We start from the raw sequence: 25,240 nt of genomic DNA, 5'->3' as shown, positions 1-25,240 counted from the left end.
TAGGGAGGTTAATTCCTCCCTATAATTTTAATGGAGGGATAATATGAAAGCACTTACATTGAAATTAGGCGATAAAACATATTCAACGATAAAAGTAACAGCATTTTTGAGTAAAGAGGCTTTAAAGATACAAAAGGAATCATTAGAGTTGGCCAAAATAGGCAAGGAAATACAAAATGACTTAGAAAATTTAGATACAATTGAAGAACTTTTAGACAAGATGGCAGAACTAAATGATAGAAAGGCAGCTCTAATATGTGAGGTATACGGCAATCAATTTACAATAGATGAATTGCAGAAAGATTTAAGTGATGAAGAAATAAACATTGAAATCAATAAAATAATTTTGGCAGTGTCAGGCGTGATCCAAAAAAACTAAAAAGGGACGTAGAAACGTCCCAAAATGATAGTGAAGGTGTTGATATAGAAGATACCTTGAATAGTCTATATCATTTATTGGTTAAGAATTTTGGTTGGACATTGAAGGATATTGATGATACCAGCCTTGAAACATTGATGGATTTTTTATTTTATAAGCCTAAAAAGAATGACAATATACGAATTAGGAATGGTAAGACATATATAAGAGCGACGAAACCGCCGTCATGGCTATAAGGTGGTGAAATTATGGCAGCGGGAAATGAGAACGATATTGGCGGAAAAGTGTCATTGGATATAACTGATTTTAAAGCCAATATAGCTGAATTAAACAGACAAATTCGAGTGATAGATACAGGGTTTAAGGCTGCAGCAGCAGGAATGGATGACTGGGGCAGCAATGCAGAAGGTTTGCAAGCAAGGATAAAAGCTTTAAATGAAATAACTGAATTGCAGCGCCAAAAAGTTGAAGCATTAACAAATGAATATAAACGAATAGCAGCAGAAAAGGGAGAAGATAGCAAAGCCGCTCAGGATTTGCAAATAAGAATAAACAAAGAAACGGAATCTTTAAACAAAAACCAAAAAGAATTGGCCGATTGTACTGCTAAATTGAATAGTTTTGGCAATGAGATGGAGCAAGAATCATCTAAGGCAAGTAAATTTGATGGCGTGTTAAGCAAATTAGGAGATGGCTTAGGCAAAATTGGTGCTACAATCGGTAAAGCGGCGATCGCGGGAATAGCAGCAGTTGGTACAGCAGCGGTGGGGGCAGCTACAGGAGTGTGGAAAATGGCAACATCCGCTGCTGACTATGCAGATGAGATACAAAAGGCATCAGATGTTACAGGCCTTACAGCTGAAAGGGTACAAGAATTAAGATATGCTGGAGATAATTTGGGAGTTAGTTTTGACACAATTGCAGGTGCACAAGCGAAATTAACAAAAAGTATGGCCGCAGCAAAAGATGGAACTGGAGCACAAGCCGCAGCATTTAAGGCTTTAGGCATAAGTGTAACAGATTCAAATGGACAGCTTAGAGATAGCAAAATCGTTTTTAGTGAAGCATTAAATGCACTTAATGGCATATCAAATGAAACAGAACGCGACGCTTTAGCAATGCAGATTTTTGGAAAATCAGCTATGGAACTAAATCCGCTCATTAAAGCTGGCGGTGATGAGTTAAATCGATTAACACAAGAGGCGGAAAAGAATGGTGCGGTTTTGTCAGGCGAGCAAATATCTGCATTAGATGCTTTTGGAGATAGTATATCTGCTTTAAAAATGTCATTGCAAGGGTTAGGAGGCAACATAGCGTCAGCTGTATTGCCTGCATTACAATCGCTTGTAAATAATGTACAGAATGTAACTGCTGCTGTAGGGCAGGCATTAAAAACTGGCGATTGGTCGCAGGTAGGAACAGCAATTTCGGAAGGACTGAACTCAATAATAAATCAGATTTTGGGATTTTTGCCACAGATATTAACGGTAATACCGACAATACTCACAGGCATTGCAAATGCAATTGTTACAGCAATTCCGACAGTTTTACCTCCTTTAATTGATGCGACTATGCAGCTATTAAATTCTTTAATTCAAGTAATAAGCTCAAGTGGACCACAATTAATAGAAGCAGCAGTTCAAGCAATTACAATGTTAGTTACTGGGATATCCCAGGCATTACCTAATTTGATACAAGCAGCGGTTGGAATAGTAATGGCTCTTATAAATGGCATAACGCAAGCATTGCCACAATTAGTTCCTGTGGCATTACAAATTATATTAGCTTTGGTAAACGGCATTATTCCAGCGTTACCAAAGCTTATTGAAGCAGCATTACAGATGATACTTGCATTAGTAAAAGGGTTAATGAAGGCTTTACCAAAACTTGTTGATGCTATACCGAAAATAATTGAATCATTCTATGATGCAATTTATTCAAACTTATCAACAATAATTGATTTAGGCACTGAAATATTGACGGCTTTAATAAATGGCATAATTGACACAATTCCTGCTTTGGTGGCCGCATTGCCAAAAGTTATTGATGCTATTTTAAAAACCATATTAACTAATTTGCCTAAAATAATAGAGTCAGGCATTCAATTATTACAGGCATTAATAAATGGTTTAGCGCGGGCTATCCCTCAACTAATTAGTTATATTCCAACAATTGTTACAACGATTGTATCAGTAATAATACAGAATTTGCCTATGTTAATATCGGCTGCATTACAAATCATGGTCGCTTTGGCGTTAGGGATAGTGCAAAATATACCAGAAGTTGTTGCGGTTATTCCACAAATATTTATTGCAATGGTTAAAGGTTTTGCAAAAATAAACTGGGCACAGCTGGGTATAGATCTTATACGAGGGATTGCAAATGGTGTAGCAGATGCAGCAGTTAGTCTTGCAGAAGGAGTAGTTAGAGCAGCTAAAAATGCTCTCAATGCTGCTAAAAATGCTCTTGGTATTCATTCACCATCTAGATTGTTTAGAGATGAAGTAGGCTTACAAATTGGTGCAGGCATGGCGGAAGGTATCGCAGACAGCAGCAAAATGGTAAATAAAGCAATGCAAGGGTTGAATGAGCAAGTAAATTCGGATATAAGTACTAATTTATCAACTAATGTTAATACAGGAATAAATTATAGAGAACTAGCGAGTGCATTAAAGGATATATTATTTCCACAGATGCAGTTTGGATCTCTTATAACAGTGGAGAATTTAGTTGTAAGAAATGATAGTGATATCTACAATATATCAAGACAACTAAACAATCTTATACAATCATCTAATCGTGCAAGGGGTGTGAGATAATGAGTTACTTTATATTTAATGGGCTATCAAGTAAAGATTTGGGAGTAAATGTGGTAAAAATAAATAGAAATATATTTCCTGAAATACAGGATCAGTATGAGAAAATATCAGGTAGAGCAGGTTCATATTTATTTCCACAACCCTTTGGCGATAGAAAAATTTCTATTGATTGTGATCTTCCGGTATTAAATAAAGATGAATTTATGGCAAAATTTCGAGCAGTTGCAGCATGGCTTAAGACAAATGATAAAGTGCAATTAATATTAAGTGATGAAACGGATAAATATTACATGGCTAAAGTGGCCAATAATATGCAAATACAGCGAGATTTCTTTTATTTAGGTGAGTTTACAATTGAATTTATTTGTGATCCATTTGCATATTCTTTGAATGATATAACACAAAAATATACAGTTCAATCTGGTGCAACGCAAGGTATATATAATAATGGCACTGCAGAAACAAACCCTGTCATAAGTATTATTGCCGCTTGGGGGGATATAAAAAATCCAAAGATAACATTGAACGATGTTATCTTTTTGTATAATGGTACCATAACAAACAATAGTCAAATAGACATAAATAGTGAAACTTTTACTTGTTACAAAGGGATGGACCGAGACATAAATACAACCGGTGGATATGATCCAGCAGAGGATTCAATATTGGCATTGATTGATGGTGAATTTCCAACATTGCAACCAGGACCCAATAGTCTCATATTCAATTGTGAGAATGGAGTAAATGCAGATATAAAAATACAGTTTAAAGAGAGGTGGATATAATGGCGCAGCAAAATGCAAGGCTCAATACAGATCTTGATAATAAGTTGACCAGCAGCTACTATGATGGTATAGACTGGTATATGCAAACTAAGGCAAAAGATGGAGCCATAGCAACATTAGGTACAACGACAGATGCCGAAGCCACAGGAAACGGTACACTTATAGGCATAATAAAAAGAATAAGGACCTTATTTGGTGGCGGATTGCCATCGACTTTAAGCAGCAATGGTAATTTAAAAACTGCAATTTCTGAGTCTCTGCCTGCTGGCACAAATAATATAGGTTCTATAAATGTAGCTCAGCTACCATCAATACCAGCTGGCAATAACAATATTGGCGATGTAGACATAGTCTCGACACCTGCAGATGCTACTCCGGGAAGTGCACATCCGGCTAAGGCAATATTGATAGCCGGAAGTGATGGAACGAATGCAAGGCGTATACTTACAGATTCAAATGGTGTAGTGCAAGTCCAACTTGTACAAACTGCTCAGGAAGTCACTATGCTTGCATCTGCGGCGAGAACTGCATCTGGAGATACAAGCGCAACGCCAATAGATATGAAGAAATATAAAGAGGCAGTATTTTTCTTGGATATAACAGCAGTGAGTGGAACAATGCCGACTTTAGACATAAAAATAAAAACGAAGGACCCAGTTTCGGGCAAGTGGTTCGATTTAGTGACGTTCACACAAGCGACAGCCGTTACTTCGGAAATGAAGGCTGTAACAGGCTTACTAGGATCTCAAATAGCAGCATTCTATACGATTGCTGGAGATACACCTTCTTTTACATTTTCATTAGGAGCGGTCCTGAAGTCTTAAAGGCGGTGAGGTGATTGAAGGATTATATAAAGCTCTATGACCTGCATGGCAATCTGGTAGCAATATTAGAGAATGCATATGATATAGTTGTTGAAGAAAAACTAAATGATGCTGAAACATTGGAATTTTCGATACCATTTAATGACTCAAAATCGCAATATATTAAGCATGACGAAGAGGTTATTTATGCTAGCAAAAGATATATTATTTCTCAAATTGTTGATGGCCGAGACGATTCAGGCAAAGAAATCGTAGATGTGTCATGTGAACTCGCCTATATCGAGCTTCTAAACAGCACGAAACAAGGCGAGTTTCTTATTGATAGAAAGAGTGCTATAGATGGATTAAAGCAGTTGCTAATTGGTACAAGATGGACAGTCGGAACAATAGAAGCGGATACTGATGGCATATATAGCTTGAAAGAAGTAGATAAAACAGTGCTTTGGTTGGTCCGACAATGGGCAAAAATAGTAGGATTAGAGATACAGTGGGATAGTATAAACAGAAAAATAAACATGCTGCAGCAGATAGGTAGCAATAGAGGTGCTGGATTTCGATACAAGAAGAATCTAAAATCAATAAAGCGAACTGTAAAGCCACCTGAAGCAACGGTGTTATATGCGTATGGAAAGAATGGCCTTAGTATCGCAGATTTTAATGACGGCAAGGAATATCTTGAGGATTATAGCTGGTATACATCGCAAGGTCTTACACTTACGGAGGCAAAAGCAAAGTTTAGGAAGGAATATATCTGGCAAGACGATAGATTTATTCTCACTCAAAATTTGTTGGATGCTGCAAAAAAGAAGTTAGCTGAATTGTCACAACCGATTATCAGTTATGAATGTAGTGTTCTTGACTTATCTTCAATAACAGGTTTAAGTGAGGACAAATTTTATATCGGAGATACAGTTAGAGTTTATGACAGCGAACTAAAAATTGATGTAATGACAAGAATATTGCGGTTGAAGCGGTATCCCCAAGAGCCTTGGAAGAATGAAGTAGAGTTAAGCTATATTATTCCAGGGCTACAGGATACTGAAGAACAATCTATATCATCAGATATTGCTGCAGCACAACCAAGTATGTTATTTGCAACGAATAATGATGCATTAACTATTACAACAACGCAGCAATATCCAATTTCTCTGTCGATTACAAATTTTTCAAGCACGAATGCACAAATAGGATTGATGATAGTAGGGCAAGCAAGTGCAGCATTGGTTCTTACGGTCAAATTTTTCCTTGCAGGCGCTCAAATAGGGCCTACGATACAGCAACTGTGTCAAGCAGGATATAACACTATAGGAGTACCATTTGTTTTAGCACAAATACAACAAGGATCTGCAATGTTGGATGTGCAGATGTATACAAGCACTGGTACATTTACAATAGCAGCACAACATTTGCAATTCTATGTTTATGCCACAAACTTGCTTGGTGGAGTTGGCTCTGAAGCTCCAAGAGTCAACTGGGAGGAAAACATTGATGTTAAAGTATTACAGCTTAATATGGTAGCTTCGGCTGAAACACAATTACCTATTACAATAGGCAATGAGGAAGTCATAAAACTAGAACAAATTGCAACAAGTGCAATTGTTACACTTAGTTAGGAGGCGCTAAATTGCTATCTAGAAGTTATGTGAAAGATTATAGGAAAAACATTGAAGTTGTATCTTTTAAAGAAAAAGTTTCAAAAATTCGAGGGCTTGTAACTGTTGAATTGTTTGACGCAGCGACAAAAAAGAAAGTTCTTGAGGCGAAGACAGAAAACCTTATTACAAGCATAGGATATAATTATTTAAGATGGGCAATACAAGATAGAATTATACAAAACTCTTCGGCTTCAAAGCCGAGTTTTAGCAATGTATTTAATCAAATTCAACTCTATTCATCATCACAAATTGAATCAGATGATTTATATCCGGAAACGGGTAATCTGATAGGCTGGGCAGATCAAACAGCGTACGCAGGTTCAGACACATTGAGAGGTAGTCTAAATGTTACAGAAAGTAATTTCAATTTTGATAGATATATGAGAATGCATTTTGTATTTGATTGGCCAACTAATGCTGCAAATGGAACATTTCAGACTATCATATGGGCATATTCGAATCCATTACAATTTGCGTGGTATAGTTTTTCAAGTCCAGATAGTTCATCATATGGTCTTGCATGGGACGGAACGAATTTGTGGTTAGCGGGCGGTAATACTCAAAAGATATACAAACTAAACCCATCCACAGGAGCAGTCATAAGCAGCTTTTCAAGTCCGGATAGTTATCCATATGGCCTAGCATGGGACGGCGCAAATTTGTGGTTAGCGGGATATAATACTCAAAAGATATACAAACTAAATCCATCCACAGGAGCAGTCATAAGCAGCTTTTCAAGTCCGGATAGTTATCCATATGGCCTAGCATGGGACGGCGCAAATTTGTGGTTAGCAGGAAACAATACTAAAAAGATATATAAGTTAAACCCATCCACAGGAGCAGTCATAAGCAGCTTTTCAAGTCCGGATAGTTGGCCATATGGCCTAGCATGGGACGGCGCAAATTTGTGGTTAGCAGGAAACAATACTAAAAAGATATATAAGTTAAACCCATCCACAGGAGCAGTCATAAGCAGCTTTTCAAGTCCGGATAGTTGGCCATATGGCCTAGCATGGGACGGCGCAAATTTGTGGTTAGCAGGAAACAATACTAAAAAGATATATAAGTTAAATCAAGCTCTATACGGTGCACGAACATTGCTCGCGTCACCGGTCACTAAAACATCAACTAATACTATGAAAATTCAATACGATTTTGTATTTCAAGAATAGAGAGGAAGTGTGAAAATGAAGTATGAAAATATATTTAAAACAATAACAGCATTTGGAGGCGCTCTTGCCTCCTATCTTTTTGGGGGGTGGAGCGCATTGCTCGGAATTTTGCTTGCATTTGTTATATTTGATTACATTACGGGTGTCATTGCTGCAGGGATAGAAGGAAAGCTTAGCAGCAATGCTGGTTTGAAAGGTATTGCTAAAAAGGTAGGTATATTTGTAATTGTTGCTGTTGCAAATCTTGTTGACAGGGCTTTGGGAAATGCTCATATTTTCAGGGATGCAACAATCTTCTTCTATTTAGCTAATGAACTTTTAAGCATTATTGAAAATGTAGGAAGAAGTGGTATTCCTATTCCTGAGGTGATTAAAAAAGCAGTTGCAGTCCTACAAGGCAAAGGTGGTATAGAGCAATGATGCCAAAACGGCCGTATATGAATATTCCCTTATATGCAATTTGTCCTATATGTAACAAAAAATTTAAATTGTCAACAAGCCAGCGTTACACGTATAAACATAAGCAACAGCGCAGATTCTTCTGTAGCCAAGAATGCTATAATAAAAGCAAAATTGGTAATGGCAATCCTAAATGGCGTGGTGGAAAGACAATTTCAAAAGGATATGTATATATTTATTGTCCAAATCATCCTTATGCTACAGAGAAAGGATATGTTTGCGAACATAGACTTGTTATGGAACAATATTTAGGAAGATATTTAAAACCAACAGAAAGTGTACATCATGTCAATGGCAATACTTTAGATAACCGTATTGAAAACTTATTACTAATTCGGAATGAAGCAGAACATAGGAGATTACATGCTAAATATCGTACACGTAATAATTTAGGACAATTTGACGGCCATAAAGAGGTCGTTAATTTTATATAAAGAAAGGATGTGATATTTATGTCGGGGATTAAAATATGTGTTGACCCCGGCCATTAACATGGAGGAACAGATCCGGGAGGATGTTCAAATGGATTACAAGAGAAAGATTTAACACTCGATATTTCATTGAGGTTAAATAACTTGTTGAAAAACTATGAAGTAGATACAATACTAACGAGAGATAAAGACATAGATGTAGGACTTTTACAGCGTGCAAATATGGCTAATTCCGCAAATGTGGACTTTTTTATTTCCATACATGTTAATGCTGGAGGTGGTTCTGGTTTTGAGAGCTACCGTCACCCTGCAGCAAGTGATAAAACAGCCTCTATCCAAGCTATCATTCATAGAGAATTAGCAAACTTCTTTAAAGGCAAAGGCTTTATTGACAGAGGAATAAAAACAGCAAATTACGCTATATTAAGAGAAACAAAAATGGCTGCAATCTTAGTAGAAAATTTGTTTATAGACTCAGTCAAGGACGCTAACTTTCTAAAACAAGAGACTAACAGACAGGCAATAGCTCAGGCGATATGTGATGGAATGGTTCAGGCTCTGGGATTAAAGAAAAAAACGGAAAATAATTCACTGGACACTGTTATAGATGCCTTTGTAAAAGCTGGTATAATTACAAGTCTAGAATACTGGAAACAGAATGCAGTGGAAGGCAAGCAATGTGATGGTGGATATGTAGCTGTGTTGCTGCAGAGAATCTATGAAAAGTATATGAAAGCATAAAGGCCCTTCGGGGCCTATTTTTTTATGGCACAATATATAGTATAAGAATGTATTTTGTGGTTTTGATTAATTTTACAACTATATGTTGTACTTGACATTTTTTATAACAATATCTATAATGGTACCAAAATGGAATCTTATTCAATTTAATATAATATTATTATATATTAGTATATTTAAATATATTTTAATAAAGGACTAAAAGAAATTTCACATTCTTTATAGGGTGGAATAGTTTTGTTGTAATAGAATACAAATAGGAGGTGTGTTTTTTGTGGAAAAGAATAAGGAAGTGAATATTGAGACATTTAAAAGATATGCTGAAATATTTATAGATTTATATATAAAAAATATTATAATAGTTAAATGGTTTAGTGAAGGTGTTAGAATTGAGGCTCATGATTATAATTTAAAAAAGGAATTAGAAGCAATTGATGATAAAATTAATTTAGATGATTTTATAGGACAGGTTTTTTATATATTAAATGAGGCAAGGCGCATTGTACTTAAAAATGATGGTACTTATGATTATGATAGTGAAAAAATAATAATTATTAAAGAAATTTTGCAACGTTGCCCTCAATTAATCGATGATATAAAAGTAAAATGTACCAGTAAGCAAAATTTGTTTGACAACTTTGACTATGAAATTTTAACTAAAAGAAATAAGAATGATATAAATGAAATTTTGACTTATTCAATTCTTATTAATCTTGAATTATTTAATGATGATTCTAAAAATAAGGGAAATCATAAAATATTATTTGAATTAGCTGAAACTGACGTAGAAAACATGATAAAGGTTTTACAAGAAGCATTAGAAAAATTACAAATTTTAAAAAAGATTGAGGAAAAGGATGTTTAAAAATGATATATGAAACAAAAAACGCAAACAAAAGATTGGAATACTACAGTAATTTTGATATATCTTATTACGAAGGAATAAATGTAGAAAAAAGTGAGTATAATTGCAATAGGGAAGATGATTTTATACCAAGATATAAGCATGGTATTAATTTAAGCATTCCCAAGGTGTATAATATGAACATTAAATCCTATCTTAAAGTAACGGCGAAAAGGCATAATAGGATAGTTGTAGATGATGATATATTAGCTGGCATGCCTTCTATAAATGGCAGGAGGATACCTGTTTCATTAATATTATCGTGCTTCAAAGATAATATGTCAATTCAAGAAATATGTAATGAGTATTTATTAAACGAGGAAGATGTTCAAAGTGCTTTGGACTTTGTTGTGGATCTGTTAGATTATCCATATCAGGAGGACGAAAATGAAATTCCTATTGGATGAAAATATTACTCCTAAAGTTGGAGAGTTCTTGCAGGAATATGGGCATGATGTTAAGACGATAATAACACTAAGATTATTTGGTTTAAAAGATGAAGAAGTTTTAGGATTAGCGTACAAAGAAGGTAGAGCTTTAATAACAATCAATGGTAAGCATTATGTAATATTGGTTCCTCCAAATCATAAAAGAATTTATGAAAAACATTATGGAATCATATGGACTAAAATTCAGATTACTGTAAGAAATTCATGCGAGTTGAGTAGGAAAATAGATGAATTATGTAAGTTTAATAAGAATATAGAAAATACCATATTTATTATAAAACAAAATAATTTAGGTGATATTATATATGAGCAGTATTATCCACGTAAGATAAATCATAAGCAGGTCTATGCTAAATACTTTCAAGCATAAAGAAGCAATAAGCACTCTAAAATGAGTGCTTATTTTATAACAAATGTTTTTGTGCTAAATTAAAATTAAGTGTTTTTATGGGAATTTGAAGATTTATAATTATTTTTTGCTCAATTTTGTCCCCAAAATGTTCCCAACTTTGCATATAAGCTAATATTGTTATTTATATCCAGCCTTAAAATGCTTGATTTTAGGCATAAAAATGGCAGGGGAGACAAGAATCGAACTCGCAACCTACGGTTTTGGAGACCGCCGCTCTACCAATTGAGCTACTCCCCTGCGACGAAATTTATTATATCATAGTATATTTATCTAGTCAATAACTAAGTGCATTTATTTCGTTGTTATTCTGTCATAAAACTCAACAAAAAAAGTGTGCAAAATATAAAAATAATTCATAACTTACCCGAATTTTAAGTTAAATTCTTTTATTACGAGTTGTCCAATGATATAATATTAATGGTAATTAAAAAGCAAAGGAGAGTTAAGTATGAACAGGATTGATGAATTAGCAATTAATACTATACGTATACTTTCAATCGAACAGGTGCAAAAGGCTAACTCCGGACATCCAGGTATGCCAATGGGTTCTGCTCCAATGGCGTATACATTGTGGGCCAAATATTTAAAGCACAGTCCCAAGAATCCTAAATGGGCTGGGAGAGATAGATTTATACTATCTGCTGGACATGGTTCTGCACTTTTATATTCGTTGCTGCATCTTTTTGGCTATGGACTTACAATAGAAGATCTTAAGAATTTTAGGCAATGGCAAAGTTTGACTCCAGGGCATCCAGAATACGGACATACACCAGGTGTTGAAATCACTACAGGCCCATTGGGACAAGGTATTTCAAACGCTGTTGGTATGGCAATTGCTGAGACTTACATGGCAAGCAAATTTAACCGTCCAGGGTATGACATAGTGGATAATTATACATACGCTATCGTTGGCGATGGATGCCTCATGGAGGGCATTTCTTCTGAAGCATGTTCTTTAGCTGGAACACTAAAACTTGGTAAACTGATAGCATTGTATGATTCAAATAATATTTCTATAGAAGGTGGCACTGATATTGCATTTACAGAAGATGTTGGTAAAAGATTTGAGGCTTATGGTTGGCAAGTTATAAAAGTAGATGATGGTAATGACGTAGAAAAGATAGGAAAAGCTATTGAAGAAGCAAAGGCAGACAAAGAAAGGCCGTCACTTATTATAGTAAAGACTGTGATTGGATACGGCTGCCCAGAGAAACAAGGAAAAGCTTCAGCACATGGAGAACCACTGGGAGATAAAAACGTAGAGGCAACTAAAAAGTTTTTGGGATGGGAGTACGACGAGGAATTTTATGTTCCAGATGAAGTGCGTAAGCATTTTGAAAATATCATAGAAGAATTAAATAAAGAAGAAGAAAAATGGAATAGAATGTTTGAAAATTACAGAAAAGAATATCCAGAATTAGCAGAAGAATGGGATAAATGGCATAGTGAGAAATTGCCGGTTGATTTAGTCGCTGATGAAGGTCTTTGGAATTTTAAAGTAAAGACAGCTACAAGGTCTTCATCTGGAGACGTTTTGAATTATTTGGTTAAGCTTGTCCCAAATCTGATTGGTGGTTCTGCTGATCTCGCGCCATCTACAAAGACTTACACAAAAGATAGAGGCGACTATAGCAGCGAAAACAGAGGTGGTTCTAATTTCCACTTTGGCGTTAGAGAACATGCAATGGCAGCGATTGCGAATGGAATGGCTGCTTATGGCGGCATTATACCTTATGTATCTACATTTCTCGTATTCAGCGATTATATGAAAGGCGCTGTAAGGTTATCTGCGTTGATGAAGCTTCCTGTAATTTATGTGTTTACTCATGATAGCATTGGTGTTGGTGAGGATGGCCCAACACACGAACCGATAGAACATTTACCGATGTTAAGAAGCATTCCAAACTTGACTGTTATAAGGCCTGCAGATTCAAAAGAAGTTTCTGCTGCATGGTGTTACGCTCTTAACAAAAAAGATGGGCCAACAGCATTGATATTGACAAGGCAAAATCTTCCTGTCTACGATGAGACATCAAAAGATGCTTTAAAAGGTGGATATGTATTGTGTGATGCAGAAGATGGAAATCCAGATGTGATTTTATTGGCCAGTGGTTCAGAGGTTAGTTTGATTTATGAGGCATACAAAGTGCTTAAAGAGAAGGGGATTAAGGCGAGGGTAGTAAGCATGCCTTCGATGGAGATATTTGATGCTCAACCAGATGAATACAAAAAAACGGTGCTTCCTGATGATGTGAGAGCCAGAATTGCAGTAGAGGCTGCAAGCACTATGAGCTGGTATAAATACGTTGGCCTTGACGGATGCGTAATTGGTCTTGATCATTTTGGAGCATCTGCGCCTGGTGATATACTCTTTAGAGAATTTGGATTCACTGTTGAAAATATCGTCAACAAGGCATTAGAGCTATTAAAATGATGAATAAGAGTGCTTTATCGCACTCTTATTCAAAAATTTTTAGGAATCATACAAGTATGTTTTATTAAGAAAGGAATGATATCATGAGTGTTACGATTAAGAAGGTTTCATTTTCGGGTTGGAATAATTGCATTGAAGTTTCTAATGGGGTGGTTGATTTTATAGCCACAACGGAAATAGGTCCAAGGATAATGAGATTTGGATTTGTAGGACAAGAAAATGAATTCAGCATTAATGCAGAAGATGCAGGTAAAAAAGGTGAAGACATTTGGAGAAGTTATGGTGGTCACAGATTGTGGCACAGCCCTGAAGCCATGCCAAGAACTTATACACTTGATAATTTTCCAATAAAGTACGAAGAAATAGAAAATGGCATTAAGCTTATTCAAGAGCCTAATGATTATGCCTACATAAAAAAGGAGATTGAAGTAACTTTAGAACCAGATAAACCTGTTGTAAATGTTAAGCATACGCTTACAAATAAAGGTGCTTGGGCGGTGGAGCTTTCACCATGGGCTATATCTGTCATGGCGACAGGGGGGCTTCAAATCGTTGAGCAACCTATGAAAGACACTGGACTTTTGCCAAATAGAGCTTTAGTATTGTGGCCTTACTCCCACATGAAAGATCACAGAATACACTTTGGAGACAAATATATAATTTTTGAGCAAGACCCTAATAAAAAAGAACCATTTAAATTTGGAATTCAAAATGAAAAAGGATGGGCAGCGTACTTTAATCATGGACATCTTTTTATAAAGAAATTTAAACATGATGAAAATGCGGTTTATCCGGATTACAACGCTTCTTACGAAACATATACGACAGATTGGATGATGGAAATGGAGTCTTTAGGTCCTATGGTAAAATTAGAACCTGGCGATTCCACAATCCATACAGAAGAATGGTTATTATATGACAATGTAAAAAGACCATCTATAAACGAAGATGAAATAGAAGAATTGTTGTCACAATATATAAAGTAATTAATTAGGGCTTGTAAAAGCCCTAATTAAAGCTTTTTTAGGAGGATAGAATTGGAACTAATTACTGTCATATTAGCTATTGTAATTGACCAAATTTCAAAATACTTTGTAGTGAGGTATTTAAAACCCATTGGGACTTTTCCTATAATAGACAATGTATTTAACTTTACGTACGTTGAAAATAAAGGTGCTGCTTTTGGAATATTGCAAAATAAGACAGTATTTTTTATAATAATAACTGTTATTGTTGGGACAATATTGGTGTATTCAATTGTAAATGTACCCAGCAGTACATTTTATAAGTTTACTTTATCTATGATTCTCGGTGGAGCCATTGGAAATTTAATCGATAGAGTCAGATTAGGATATGTTGTAGATTTCATTGATTTTAGATTTTTTCCAGCAGTCTTTAATTTAGCTGATTCCATGATAGTAGTAGGCGCTATATTGTTGTGTTATACTTTAATATTTAAAAAAGAAAGTCAATAATAGTAGGTTATATGCCTGGAAGGGTTGTAATTCATGAACATAGCTAATATTGTGAATATAATTGCTGAAAAAGACGATGTAGATAAAAGAATAGACTCTTTTTTAGCTTCAGAAGTAGATTTTACAAGATCATATTTAAAGAAGTTGATATTAGATGAACTTGTTAAAGTTAATGGTAAATCAGTAAAGCCTAATTACAAGGTAAAAGAAGGCGATGTGATAGACCTAAATATACCTGAGGCAGAAGAAATAGACTTAAAACCAGAAAACATTCCTCTTGATATTATTTACGAAGATGATGATATAATTGTTGTGAATAAGCCTCAAGGTATGGTGGTTCACCCTGCTCCTGGTAATTTAAGTGGTACACTTGTCAATGCGCTTTTATACCATTGCACTAATTTGTCAGGCATAAATGGAGAATTGAGGCCGGGGATTGTCCATAGGCTTGATAAAGATACTTCTGGCGTAATGGTTGTTGCTAAAAATGACAAAGCTCATCTTGAGCTTTCAAATCAAATAAAAAACAGGACTATTTTAAAGAAATATTTAGCGATCGTTGAGGGAGTAATTAAAAGCGATGAAGGAGCTGTAGAGGCTCCAATAGGAAGAGATCATATTGAGAGAAAAAAGATGGCTGTTGTAAAAGATGGACGTTATGCTTTAACATTATACAGAGTTCTCGAAAGGTATAAAAATAATTCTCTTGTAGAAGCGGTAATAAAAACCGGTCGCACTCATCAGATTAGAGTTCATATGGCATATATTGGGCATCCAATTGTAGGTGATGAAGTTTACGGATATAAAAAACAGAGATTTAATCTTTCAGGTCAGGCACTACATTCAAAGCTTTTAGGCTTAGTGCATCCGTCTAAGAAAGTTTATATGGAATTTGAGGCGCCGGTTCCTGAATATTTTGAAAAGTTAATGAAAGTATTAAAAGAAAAGCAGTAGTTCTTTTCTGGCTTGACACGTCAATATATTAAAGTTATAATATCAAATAAATAGCTTGATATAGTATAATGCGATGAGTAGGAGAGTAGCAAAAGTACATATACAAGGGAGAAGATACCGTGACTGAGAGTATCTTTATATCACTGCTTTTGTGAAAGACGCCTATTAGCATATTGGTCGATATGTAGGCCAAATACGTAAACCTGCGTTAAAGGAAAGAGTTGTAATCAGGGTGGCACCACGGGAAATTCTCTCGTCCCTGCAATTTATTTGCGGGATTGAGAGAATTTTATATTATATAAAACTTAAGTATAAAGAGGAGTTGATTTTATGCTTACAAAAGCGCCTAGAGGGACAAAAGATGTACTTCCATCAGAAGCATATAAATGGCAGTATTTAGAAAATATGATAAGAGAAATATGTGCAGATTTTGGATTCAAAGAAATCAGGACGCCTGGGTTTGAGCATACTGAACTATTTTTAAGAGGTGTTGGCGAGTCAACTGATATTGTCAGAAAGGAAATGTACACTTTTAATGACAAGAGTGGTAGAAGTATTACCTTAAAGCCTGAGGGGACGTCACCTGCTGTAAGAGCATTTGTTGAACACAATTTATACGCAGAAACGATGCCAGTTAAGATTTACTACATAACACCCGTATATAGATATGAAAGACCTCAATCAGGTAGGCTTAGGGAACACCATCAATTTGGCATAGAAATGTTTGGTTCACATGATGCATTGGCTGATGCTGAAGTAATCAGTGTTGCTATGACTTTACTCAATAAATTGGGACTTAAAAATTTGGAGCTAAATATCAACAGTATTGGATGTCCTAACTGCAGAAGGGAATATAACGAAGCATTAAAGGGATTTTTAGGAGAAAATATTGAAAATTTATGCGATGATTGCAAAGAAAGATATAAGATAAATCCCATGAGAGTTCTTGATTGCAAAGTTGAGAGTTGCAAAAGAATATTGAAAGATGCGCCGTTAATGCTTAATTATCTTTGTGATGATTGCAAAGACCACTTTGAAAGTCTTCAATCTTATTTAAAAGAAGCGGGATTTAACTTTGTCATTAATCCTAGGATAGTTAGAGGACTTGACTATTATACTAAGACAGCTTTTGAAATAATATCAAACGACATAGGTGCACAAGGTACTGTTTGTGGTGGAGGAAGATACGATGGTTTAGTAGAAGAATGTGGAGGTCCTTCTGTACCTGGTGTAGGGTTTGGATTGGGACTTGAACGTTTGTTGCTGACGATTGAAAACAGCGGCATTGAAATACCCGCTCCAAAGCGTCCAGATCTTTTCATATGCACAATCGGAAATGAAGCAAAGAAATATGCGTTTTCTATGGCTACAAAACTTAGGAGTTTGGGAATTTCAGTTGAGATTGACAATATGGGAAGAAGTCTTAAAGCACAGATGAAATACGCTAATAAACTAAATGTAAGGTATACGATAATTTTAGGTGAAGACGAACTTAAAAATGGCAAGGTTAAATTGAAAGACATGGACACTGGAGAAGAAAATGCAATTGAGATTGATAAAATTTATGATAAAATTTCAAAGTAGATGGAGGTATATTGATGGGAGAGCAATTGGCAGGCATGAAAAGAACACATATGTGCGGAGAACTTACAATTAACGATGTTGGGAAAAATGTCGTTGTGATGGGATGGGTTCAGAGAAGAAGAGATCTTGGAGGACTCATATTTTTAGAATTGCGGGATAGGACCGGGCTTATACAGATTGTTTTTAGTGAGCAGCTTTCAAAGGAAGCATTTGATAAAGCTCAGCATGTGAGAAATGAGTATGTTTTGGCTGCATCAGGTAAAGTTGTAAAGAGAACTGAAGAAAATGTGAATCCAAATCTTGAGACAGGAAACATAGAGATTTACGTAAGCGAATTTAAAATTTTAAGCAAAGCTGAGACACCACCATTCATGGTGGAGGATAGAAATAATGTGTCTGAGGCGATTAGATTAAAGTACAGATATTTGGATTTAAGAAGACCATCAATGCAGAAGATTTTGCTTACAAGATACAAGATAACGAGAATTGTGAGAGACTTTTTGGATAAAAACGGCTTTATAGACATAGAAACGCCGCTTCTCATAAAAAGCACTCCAGAAGGAGCTAGAGATTATCTTGTTCCAAGTAGGGTACAACCTGGCAAATTTTATGCCTTGCCCCAATCGCCACAGATATTTAAACAGCTTTTAATGATATCAGGCTTTGATAGGTACTATCAGATTGCAAAATGCTTAAGAGATGAGGATTTAAGGGCAGATAGGCAGCCTGAGTTTACGCAGATCGATATAGAGATGTCGTTTGTCGATGAAGATGATGTCATATCCATAAATGAGCGTATGATAGCTAAAATATTTAAGGAAATTTTGAATATCGACTTGGAAGTTCCTTTTAGGAGAATTTCTTGGCAGGAAGCAATGGACAGGTTTGGCTCTGACAAGCCTGATTTAAGATTTGGAATGGAGTTGAAAAATCTTTCATCAATATTTGCAGACTCTGAATTTAAAGTTTTTAGAGATGCAATAGAAAATGGTGGTTCTGTAAGGGCAATAAATGTGAAAGGTGCAGCATCTATTCCTAGAAGACAATTAGATGAGCTTGTAGAATATGTAAAAACATATAAAGCTAAAGGACTTGTATGGATACAGATGTCAGATGATGGTCCAAAATCCCAAATCTCAAAATTTTTAAAAGAGGATGAGTTGGCACAGGTCTTAAATGTGATGGAAGCAGAAAAAGGCGATTTGATATTAATAGTAGCTGACAGAAACAATATGATAGTTTATGATGCTTTAGGTCATTTGAGATTGGAAATGGGGAGAAGATACAATCTCATTGACGAGAACAAATACGAATTTTTGTGGGTTGTCGATTTTCCATTGTTGGAATACAGCGAAGAAGAAAAAAGATATGTTGCGATGCACCACCCGTTTACTGCTCCAAAAGATGAAGATATAGAAATGCTTGACAAGAATCCGGGACAGGTAAGAGCAAAAGCGTATGACATAGTTCTAAATGGTATGGAAATAGGTGGTGGCAGTATTAGGATACATGATACGGAATTGCAGAAGAAGATGTTTAAAGTGCTTGGTTTTACCGATGAAGATGCAGAGGCGCGATTTGGGTTTTTGCTGAATGCTTTTAAATATGGAGCACCGCCACATGGTGGCATTGCATATGGGCTTGACAGATTGACAATGATACTTACGGGTACAGATAATATAAGAGATGTTATCGCATTTCCAAAGACCCAGAATGCATGCGATCTTATGTCAGATGCGCCATCTGAAGTTTCGAAAGAACAGTTAGATGAATTGCACATAAAGGTTGATCTATAAACGTTTAACCTTGAAAAATCCTTAAAAATGTGCTAATATATTTTTAGAAACCCTATGGTGTGCGTGAAATGCGGTAATGTTTTGAGCCAACACCTATAAAAAGGGAGCCTGGGCTCTGGTAATGGAATATAAGCCATCTTCGAATGGACATATGAAGTTATCAGGAGGGCACCCACCTGCGAGAGCAGGTTCAAAACCACCGACTTAACGGCACTATGGGGATTTTTTATTGGAGGAATCAGCATTGTTACACGCTTTTTCGAGAACGGAACTATTAATAGGAAAAGATAATTTAGATAAATTAAAAAGATCTACTGTCGCTGTTTTTGGGATGGGCGGTGTAGGATCGTACACAGCAGAAGCTTTAGCACGAAGTGGCATTGGAAAATTGGTAATAGTAGACGATGACACAGTCTGCTTAACTAACATAAATAGACAAATACATGCTACAAGAAAAACAGTTGGCAAACCAAAAGTTGAAGTAATGAAAGAAAGACTTTTAGAGATAAATTCTAAACTTGAAGTTATATCACATCAAACCTTTTATAGCAGTGAGAATAGTAGTACCTTATTGTCTCGGGATTACGATTATGTAGTAGACGCTATTGATACAGTATCGTCAAAGATAGATCTTGTAGTAAAATGCAATGAGATGGGCATACCGATTATAAGCTGCATGGGTGCAGCAAATAAACTAGATCCTACAAAATTTGAGGTGGCTGATATATACGATACGAGTATATGTCCTCTTGCAAAAGTTATGAGGTATGAGCTTAGAAAACGCGGTATAAGATCGCTAAAAGTTGTTTATTCTAAAGAAAAGCCCATAAAACCTCTTTTGAATGTGGAAACTTGTAAAGAACAGTGTATATGCACAAATAAAGAAAGAACTTGTGTCAAAAGAAGGCAGATACCAGGTAGTGTATCTTTTGTACCACCTGTAGCAGGATTTATATTGGCTGGTGAAGTTATAAAGGATATACTTGGGTACAAGTGAAAAATATGTTGACAAATTTTCGCGGAAAGATTATACTAAATTTGTACCTAATAGGGGTATGGGAGGTAATTATGAATTCATATCAAGATGAAAAAGACGATTTGCTAAGAAGGCTAAAAAAAATAGAGGGACAAATAAAGGGAATACAGAAAATGATAGAAAAAGACATATACTGTGTGGATGTCCTTATACAGGTTGCTGCTGTAAGATCTGCAATAAATAGTGTAGGTAAAATATTGCTTAAGAGTCATACTCTTGGGTGCGTGAAGGATGCTATAAATACTGAAAAGCAGGATGACATGATTGACGAGCTTGTTGAGACATTTATGAAATTTATGAAATGACTTAAAGATTTTTAGGTTTATTTATTGGATAAAATAAATCTAAAAGAAAAAGCTAATAGTTAAAGAATTTTTAAAATATAATTAGGAGGTAGAAAAATGGCTGAAGTTACAATAACAAAGGACAATTTTCAGGAAGAGGTAGTTAATTCGAATATACCTGTTTTGGTAGATTTTTGGGCAGAATGGTGTGGACCTTGCAGAATGGTATCGCCTATAATAGAAGAGTTAGCTGAAGATTATGAAGGGAAAGTGAAAGTTGGCAAAATCAATGTTGATGAAGAAAACGAGCTTGCTATGCAATTTAGGATCATGAGCATACCTACTATAGGACTTTTCAAAGGTGGCAAAATGGTGGATAAAATCATAGGAGCAAGGCCAAAATCTGATTTTGAAGATTTTATAAACAGAAATTTATAATATAAAAAGGGAAAAACTGTTATCGCTTTTATAGCATAACAGTTTTTTTTTAATTAAAAACATTTATTCCTTAGAGTATAATAGATATTAAATTGGAAAAACTGTATATATCAAAGCAAAGAAAGGAGGACAAAATGTATCGAATTCCTAATCACATTGGTATTATTCCTGATGGAAATAGGCGTTGGGCACAAAATAGAAATATGCCTAAAGAAGCTGGATATTCATTCGGTTTAGAACCGGGAATAACATTGTATAAGATGTGCAGAGAGATTGGCGTTAAAGAATTAACTTTCTATGGATTTACGCAGGATAACACAAAGCGACCATCTGTTCAAACAGAAGCATTTAAAAAAGCGTGCATTGATGCTGTTAAAATGCTTGAAAAAGAAGATGCAGATCTTTTGGTCATAGGAAACTATAATTCTCCCATGTTTCCGCAAGAGTTGCTGCCATATTGTAAACGAAAGAAGATTGGTAGTGGAAAAATGAAGGTTAATTTTCTTGTTAATTATGGATGGCAGTGGGACTTGAATAATGCATTGAAGGCTTTAAGCAGTGGAGAAAAAAGAGATATACTAGATTTAATTTCATCAAAAGAAGTATCGCGAATAGATTTAATCATAAGGTGGGGTGGCAGAAGGAGGTTAAGCGGATTTTTGCCTGTCCAGTCGATATATTCTGATTTTTATGTAATTGATGATTATTGGCCGGATTTTAAGCCTCAACATCTTTATGATGCCCTTGAATGGTATTCAAAACAAGATATTACACTTGGTGGATAAATGTCATCATTAAAGGTGGCATTTTTTATTTGCAATCACTTTTATATACATACATATGTATAGTATAATAATGCTGATGTATGAATAAAGTTTGTAAAAGGTGAAAATCATGGATATGTTTCAATTTGCACTAAACAATTTTAGAAAAAACAATGCACCGTTGGCAGATCGCATGAGGCCAACTACGCTTGATGAGTTTGTTGGTCAAAAGCATATATTGGGGCATGATAAGCTTTTATATAGAGCTATAAAAGCGGATAAAGTCAGATCGCTTATATTTTACGGACCTCCTGGTACAGGCAAGACAACGCTTGCAAATATAATAGCTAATACGACGAAATCAAGCTTTGAAAAATTAAATGCTGTAACATCAGGAGTTACAGATATAAAGAAAATAGTAAATGAGTCAAAAGATAGATTATCTATGTATGGAAAAAGAACCATATTATTTGTTGATGAGATACATAGATTTAATAAATCGCAGCAGGATGCACTGCTTCCGTATGTTGAAGATGGGACGATAATTTTGATTGGTGCTACAACTGAAAATCCTTATTTTGAGGTTATCCGTCCTTTAGTATCAAGGTCTATGATATTTGAATTATACCCTCTTAGTGATGATGATATAAGAGAAATAGTTTTACGAGCTTTAAACGATGAAAAGCGTGGACTTGGAAATGAAAAGATCAAGATTACAGATGATGCGTTAAATCATATAATTGCATATTCTGATGGTGATGCAAGGACGGCACTTAACGCGATAGAATTAGCATTTTTAACTACAGAGAGAGATGAAAATGGAGTAATTAACATAGACATTGAAGTAGCTCAAGAGTGTATCCAAAGAAAAGTGCTAAAGTATGACAAAAATAGTGACAATCATTATGACACTATTTCTGCTTTTATCAAAAGCATGAGGGGGTCCGATCCTGATGCTGCTTTATATTGGCTTGCAAAGATGATATACGCTGGAGAAGATCCCATGTTTATCGCAAGAAGAATAGTTATTTGTGCAGCAGAGGATGTTGGAAATGCAGATCCTAATGCGCTTAATATAGCCGTATCTGCTATGCAAGCAGTAAATCAGATCGGTATGCCTGAAGGAAGAATAATACTTGCACAGGCTGCAATTTATGTTGCCTGTGCGCCTAAAAGCAATTCAGCTATAATGGGCATAGATAGTGCACTTGATGACATTAAAAATCTAAAAACTGGTGCTGTTCCAAAGCACCTTCAAGATGCCCATTATAAAGGTGCAAAAAATTTAAATCGAGGTGTTGGGTATAAGTATGCACATGATTTTAAAAATCATTATGTAAAACAACAATACCTTCCAGACGAATTAATAGGGAAAAAATATTATTGTCCATCTGCAATGGGGTATGAAAAGAAAATATCAGCTTGGCTTAAGTTTTTGAAAGATGGCGGTAATGGTTAAGGATAATTATTTGCTATAAGGATATAATAACATTTAGTTTTACATTCTAATAAATTATTGACAAAATAAATTTATAATGTTATTTTATTTAGTAGAAATCCGAGCAGAATAGTCGGCATTAAGGAGGGTCTATATGAGATTATCGACAAAGGGAAGATATGGAGTTCAAGCTATGTTCGAGCTTGCATTGTATTATGGTGAGGGACCGATATCTTTAAAGGTTATAGCTGAAAATGAAGGACTATCAGAACATTATTTAGAACAGCTTATTGCTGTTTTAAGAAAGGCTGATTTAGTAAAAAGCATACGTGGAGCGCAAGGCGGGTATATGTTGTCTGCTCCGCCTGATAAGATTACTGTAGGGGATGTTATTAGAACTTTGGAAGGGTCACTTGCTCCTTCAGATTGTGTTGTAGAGGATATACCATTTGAATGCAGTAGATCAGGTGGATGTCCGACAAAAGTTGTATTAGAAAAAATTAGAGATGCTATAAACAAAGTGATTGATTCGATCACATTACAGGATATGGTTGATGATTATAAAAAAATGATACAGAAAAATTCTTACATGTATTATATATAGGAGGCTTTTATGAATAGGATTTATCTCGACAATGCGGCGACTACTCCACTTAAAAAAGAAGTTTTAGATGCGATGATGCCGTATTTAAGCAATAGCTTTGGCAATCCTTCTTCACTTTACTCTTATGGACAAGAAGCTAAAAAGGCAATTGAAGAAGCCAGAGATAAAGTGGCCAATGCAATTTACGCTAATGCAGATGAGATTTTTTTTACAAGCGGAGGTACAGAGTCAGACAACTGGGCTTTAAAAGGTGCTGCGTATGCCTTAAAAGACAAAGGTAACCACATAATAACATCCAGCGTAGAACACCATGCAATACTGCATACATGCCAATACCTTGAGAGCCAAGGATTTGAAATAACTTATTTGCCTGTAGATGAGTATGGATTAGTAGATACAAATGAATTGAAAAAAGCCATAAAAGACAATACAATACTTGCATCGATAATGTATGCAAACAATGAGATAGGTACTATAGAGCCAATCCAAGAGCTTGCAAATGTGTCTCATGAGAAAGGTGTATTGTTTCATACAGATGCAGTACAAGCTGTTGGAAATGTGCCTATCGATGTAAAAAAATTGGATGTGGATATGTTGTCAATGTCAGCCCATAAAATATATGGGCCTAAAGGAGTTGGAGCACTTTACATTAGAAAGGGCTTAAGAATTGATACACTTTTACAAGGTGGTCCGCAGGAGAGAAACAGGAGAGCAGGGACAGAAAACGTGGCTGGAATTGTGGGATTTGGAACGGCGATAGAACTTATCACTAAAAACATCGATGAGCACATAAAGAAGTTGACAAGACTTAGAGATAAGCTTATTGATGGGATACTAAAAATACCATATACCCGCCTAAATGGACATCCAATAAAGAGACTTCCTGGAAATGTCAATGTTTCTTTCGAATTTGTTGATGGCGAATCGCTTATATTAAGTCTTGACATGGAAGGAATCTGCGTATCCAGCGGTTCTGCATGTACCGCCGGAAACATTGATCCATCTCACGTACTATTAGCGATTGGACTGCCAGAAGAAATAGCCCATGGTTCATTGAGACTTACCATAGGAGAAGAAAATACGGAAGAAGAAATCGATACGGTAATAAATAAGCTGCCTAAAATCGTAGATAGATTGAGGCAGATGTCGCCACTTTTTGAAAGGGTTAAAGAGGAGAAAAAACTTGTATAATTACATGTGATGGATTCATTGCTGAACCATCACAATGTTTTTTCTCCCATTTTTATTCATGATTTCATTTTGCTTTGCTTTATAAAAAATGTCTTTTGTAATGTTATATAAATCATCATAAAGCAGTGATAAATCGCGATAATAGTATTGTGCTAAAAAAAACTTCTCACATTTTTCAAGTAAATTATAGGCATCATCAAATAATTTATGTA

Annotated in this window: 24 protein-coding genes, 1 tRNA gene, 1 other RNA gene, 2 pseudogenes and 1 other annotated feature; of the genes and pseudogenes, 26 read left to right on the top strand and 2 right to left on the bottom strand. The window is 35.4% G+C overall.

Features of this window, described 5'->3' with window-relative positions:
- Nucleotides 1–43 precede the first annotated feature (43 nt).
- The 12 genes and pseudogenes from gpG (at nt 44) to BVF91_RS11920 (ending at nt 10,988) form a co-directional block, all read left to right on the top strand.
- Nucleotides 44–379 (top strand): phage tail assembly chaperone G, encoded by a 336-nt coding sequence (gene gpG, locus BVF91_RS11975; RefSeq protein ID WP_085113625.1) that lies wholly within the window; start codon nt 44–46, stop codon nt 377–379.
- 248 nt (nt 380–627) lie between these two features.
- Nucleotides 628–3,198 (top strand): phage tail protein, encoded by a 2,571-nt coding sequence (locus tag BVF91_RS11970; protein ID WP_085113624.1) that lies wholly within the window; start codon nt 628–630, stop codon nt 3,196–3,198.
- Nucleotides 3,198–3,983 carry a distal tail protein Dit gene (locus tag BVF91_RS11965; protein WP_085113623.1) on the top strand — a complete coding sequence of 262 codons (786 nt, stop codon included), beginning with the start codon at nt 3,198–3,200 and terminating at the stop codon, nt 3,981–3,983. Before BVF91_RS11970 ends, BVF91_RS11965 begins: the two co-directional genes overlap by 1 nt.
- Nucleotides 3,983–4,807: a hypothetical protein gene (locus BVF91_RS11960; protein ID WP_085113622.1), complete on the top strand. Its 825-nt coding sequence runs from the start codon at nt 3,983–3,985 to the stop codon at nt 4,805–4,807. The genes BVF91_RS11965 and BVF91_RS11960 overlap by 1 nt, the downstream gene beginning before the upstream one ends.
- Nucleotides 4,808–4,821: 14 nt before the next feature.
- A complete protein-coding gene (locus tag BVF91_RS11955; RefSeq protein WP_085113621.1) occupies nt 4,822–6,420 on the top strand; it encodes a phage tail protein in 1,599 nt (532 codons plus the stop codon).
- 11 nt (nt 6,421–6,431) lie between these two features.
- Entirely contained in the window at nt 6,432–7,634 is a 1,203-nt protein-coding gene (locus tag BVF91_RS11950; protein WP_085113620.1) for a Vgb family protein, read from the top strand.
- A gap of 15 nt (nt 7,635–7,649) precedes the next feature.
- Complete coding sequence (locus BVF91_RS11945; protein ID WP_085113619.1) at nt 7,650–8,054, top strand: phage holin family protein; 405 nt, start codon at nt 7,650–7,652, stop codon at nt 8,052–8,054.
- A complete protein-coding gene (locus tag BVF91_RS11940) occupies nt 8,051–8,527 on the top strand; it encodes an HNH endonuclease (RefSeq protein WP_085113618.1) in 477 nt (158 codons plus the stop codon). Before BVF91_RS11945 ends, BVF91_RS11940 begins: the two co-directional genes overlap by 4 nt.
- A gap of 69 nt (nt 8,528–8,596) precedes the next feature.
- A pseudogene (locus tag BVF91_RS11935) lies at nt 8,597–9,265 on the top strand (N-acetylmuramoyl-L-alanine amidase); the annotation flags it as partial.
- Between the two features lie 274 nt (nt 9,266–9,539).
- On the top strand, nt 9,540–10,130 hold the full coding sequence (locus BVF91_RS11930) for a hypothetical protein (protein ID WP_240495887.1): 591 nt from the start codon (nt 9,540–9,542) through the stop codon (nt 10,128–10,130).
- Nucleotides 10,131–10,132: 2 nt separating this feature from the next.
- Nucleotides 10,133–10,576, top strand: a complete 444-nt coding sequence (locus BVF91_RS13525) for a DUF433 domain-containing protein (protein WP_085113615.1) — start codon at nt 10,133–10,135, stop codon at nt 10,574–10,576.
- On the top strand, nt 10,557–10,988 hold the full coding sequence (locus BVF91_RS11920; RefSeq protein WP_085113614.1) for a DUF5615 family PIN-like protein: 432 nt from the start codon (nt 10,557–10,559) through the stop codon (nt 10,986–10,988). Before BVF91_RS13525 ends, BVF91_RS11920 begins: the two co-directional genes overlap by 20 nt.
- 203 nt (nt 10,989–11,191) lie before the next feature.
- Here BVF91_RS11920 and BVF91_RS11915 read toward each other — a convergent pair.
- Nucleotides 11,192–11,267 (bottom strand) — tRNA-Trp (locus BVF91_RS11915).
- A gap of 211 nt (nt 11,268–11,478) precedes the next feature.
- Between BVF91_RS11915 and tkt the strand changes: the two genes are divergently transcribed.
- The 14 genes from tkt to nifS all read left to right on the top strand — a co-directional run bounded on the left by tkt (nt 11,479) and on the right by nifS (nt 25,028).
- The gene (gene tkt / locus BVF91_RS11910; protein WP_085113613.1) at nt 11,479–13,464 is read left to right on the top strand and encodes a transketolase; all 1,986 of its coding nucleotides are present in this window, start codon (nt 11,479–11,481) and stop codon (nt 13,462–13,464) included.
- Between the two features lie 83 nt (nt 13,465–13,547).
- Nucleotides 13,548–14,450, top strand: a complete 903-nt coding sequence (locus BVF91_RS11905) for a TTE1925 family mutarotase (protein ID WP_085113612.1) — start codon at nt 13,548–13,550, stop codon at nt 14,448–14,450.
- A 51-nt stretch (nt 14,451–14,501) separates the two neighbouring features.
- The gene (gene lspA, locus BVF91_RS11900; protein WP_085113611.1) at nt 14,502–14,939 is read left to right on the top strand and encodes a signal peptidase II; all 438 of its coding nucleotides are present in this window, start codon (nt 14,502–14,504) and stop codon (nt 14,937–14,939) included.
- 33 nt (nt 14,940–14,972) lie between these two features.
- Nucleotides 14,973–15,893, top strand: coding sequence for an RluA family pseudouridine synthase (locus BVF91_RS11895; protein WP_085113610.1), 921 nt, complete (start codon nt 14,973–14,975; stop codon nt 15,891–15,893).
- A gap of 64 nt (nt 15,894–15,957) precedes the next feature.
- Nucleotides 15,958–16,157, top strand: a binding site (T-box leader).
- Nucleotides 16,158–16,223: 66 nt separating this feature from the next.
- Nucleotides 16,224–17,477, top strand: a complete 1,254-nt coding sequence (gene hisS / locus BVF91_RS11890; RefSeq protein WP_085113609.1) for a histidine--tRNA ligase — start codon at nt 16,224–16,226, stop codon at nt 17,475–17,477.
- 14 nt (nt 17,478–17,491) lie between these two features.
- Entirely contained in the window at nt 17,492–19,273 is a 1,782-nt protein-coding gene (gene aspS, locus BVF91_RS11885) for an aspartate--tRNA ligase (protein ID WP_085113608.1), read from the top strand.
- Between the two features lie 46 nt (nt 19,274–19,319).
- Nucleotides 19,320–19,499: non-coding RNA, 6S RNA (gene ssrS, locus BVF91_RS11880), on the top strand.
- Nucleotides 19,500–19,517: 18 nt separating this feature from the next.
- On the top strand, nt 19,518–20,270 hold the full coding sequence (locus BVF91_RS11875) for a tRNA threonylcarbamoyladenosine dehydratase (protein ID WP_085113607.1): 753 nt from the start codon (nt 19,518–19,520) through the stop codon (nt 20,268–20,270).
- A gap of 71 nt (nt 20,271–20,341) precedes the next feature.
- Complete coding sequence (locus tag BVF91_RS11870) at nt 20,342–20,614, top strand: metal-sensitive transcriptional regulator (RefSeq protein ID WP_013788225.1); 273 nt, start codon at nt 20,342–20,344, stop codon at nt 20,612–20,614.
- A gap of 96 nt (nt 20,615–20,710) precedes the next feature.
- Nucleotides 20,711–21,031, top strand: a complete 321-nt coding sequence (trxA, locus tag BVF91_RS11865; RefSeq protein WP_085113606.1) for a thioredoxin — start codon at nt 20,711–20,713, stop codon at nt 21,029–21,031.
- 134 nt (nt 21,032–21,165) lie between these two features.
- On the top strand, nt 21,166–21,816 hold the full coding sequence (uppS, locus tag BVF91_RS11860) for a polyprenyl diphosphate synthase (protein WP_085113605.1): 651 nt from the start codon (nt 21,166–21,168) through the stop codon (nt 21,814–21,816).
- A gap of 109 nt (nt 21,817–21,925) precedes the next feature.
- Nucleotides 21,926–23,254 (top strand): replication-associated recombination protein A, encoded by a 1,329-nt coding sequence (locus BVF91_RS11855; RefSeq protein ID WP_085113604.1) that lies wholly within the window; start codon nt 21,926–21,928, stop codon nt 23,252–23,254.
- Between the two features lie 133 nt (nt 23,255–23,387).
- Nucleotides 23,388–23,837 (top strand): RrF2 family transcriptional regulator, encoded by a 450-nt coding sequence (locus BVF91_RS11850; RefSeq protein WP_013788221.1) that lies wholly within the window; start codon nt 23,388–23,390, stop codon nt 23,835–23,837.
- Between the two features lie 9 nt (nt 23,838–23,846).
- Entirely contained in the window at nt 23,847–25,028 is a 1,182-nt protein-coding gene (gene nifS / locus BVF91_RS11845) for a cysteine desulfurase NifS (RefSeq protein ID WP_085113603.1), read from the top strand.
- A 15-nt stretch (nt 25,029–25,043) separates the two neighbouring features.
- Here the strand turns inward: nifS and BVF91_RS13420 are convergent.
- Nucleotides 25,044–25,240 (bottom strand): annotated as a pseudogene (locus BVF91_RS13420) (tetratricopeptide repeat protein); the annotation flags it as partial.

Origin of the sequence: Thermoanaerobacterium sp. PSU-2 (assembly GCF_002102475.1) — a bacterium.
Lineage (GTDB): Bacteria > Bacillota > Thermoanaerobacteria > Thermoanaerobacterales > Thermoanaerobacteraceae > Thermoanaerobacterium.
Note: the sequence above shows the minus strand (reverse complement) of the source record. Positions and strands in the feature narration are given on the sequence as shown.

Excerpts from the sequence above, each read along its gene's own strand:
- BVF91_RS11970 (WP_085113624.1), top strand. The coding sequence starts at position 628 with ATGGCAGCGGGAAATGAGAACGATATTGGCGGAAAAGTGTCATTGGAT.
- BVF91_RS11945 (WP_085113619.1), top strand. The coding sequence starts at position 7,650 with ATGAAGTATGAAAATATATTTAAAACAATAACAGCATTTGGAGGCGCT.
- BVF91_RS11870 (WP_013788225.1), top strand. The coding sequence starts at position 20,342 with ATGAATTCATATCAAGATGAAAAAGACGATTTGCTAAGAAGGCTAAAA.
- tkt (WP_085113613.1), top strand. The coding sequence starts at position 11,479 with ATGAACAGGATTGATGAATTAGCAATTAATACTATACGTATACTTTCA.
- nifS (WP_085113603.1), top strand. The coding sequence starts at position 23,847 with ATGAATAGGATTTATCTCGACAATGCGGCGACTACTCCACTTAAAAAA.
- trxA (WP_085113606.1), top strand. The coding sequence starts at position 20,711 with ATGGCTGAAGTTACAATAACAAAGGACAATTTTCAGGAAGAGGTAGTT.
- BVF91_RS11850 (WP_013788221.1), top strand. The coding sequence starts at position 23,388 with ATGAGATTATCGACAAAGGGAAGATATGGAGTTCAAGCTATGTTCGAG.
- BVF91_RS11920 (WP_085113614.1), top strand. The coding sequence starts at position 10,557 with ATGAAATTCCTATTGGATGAAAATATTACTCCTAAAGTTGGAGAGTTC.
- BVF91_RS11895 (WP_085113610.1), top strand. The coding sequence starts at position 14,973 with ATGAACATAGCTAATATTGTGAATATAATTGCTGAAAAAGACGATGTA.
- aspS (WP_085113608.1), top strand. The coding sequence starts at position 17,492 with ATGGGAGAGCAATTGGCAGGCATGAAAAGAACACATATGTGCGGAGAA.
- gpG (WP_085113625.1), top strand. The coding sequence starts at position 44 with ATGAAAGCACTTACATTGAAATTAGGCGATAAAACATATTCAACGATA.
- BVF91_RS11905 (WP_085113612.1), top strand. The coding sequence starts at position 13,548 with ATGAGTGTTACGATTAAGAAGGTTTCATTTTCGGGTTGGAATAATTGC.
- hisS (WP_085113609.1), top strand. The coding sequence starts at position 16,224 with ATGCTTACAAAAGCGCCTAGAGGGACAAAAGATGTACTTCCATCAGAA.
- BVF91_RS11960 (WP_085113622.1), top strand. The coding sequence starts at position 3,983 with ATGGCGCAGCAAAATGCAAGGCTCAATACAGATCTTGATAATAAGTTG.
- BVF91_RS13525 (WP_085113615.1), top strand. The coding sequence starts at position 10,133 with ATGATATATGAAACAAAAAACGCAAACAAAAGATTGGAATACTACAGT.
- BVF91_RS11940 (WP_085113618.1), top strand. The coding sequence starts at position 8,051 with ATGATGCCAAAACGGCCGTATATGAATATTCCCTTATATGCAATTTGT.
- BVF91_RS11965 (WP_085113623.1), top strand. The coding sequence starts at position 3,198 with ATGAGTTACTTTATATTTAATGGGCTATCAAGTAAAGATTTGGGAGTA.
- BVF91_RS11855 (WP_085113604.1), top strand. The coding sequence starts at position 21,926 with ATGGATATGTTTCAATTTGCACTAAACAATTTTAGAAAAAACAATGCA.
- uppS (WP_085113605.1), top strand. The coding sequence starts at position 21,166 with ATGTATCGAATTCCTAATCACATTGGTATTATTCCTGATGGAAATAGG.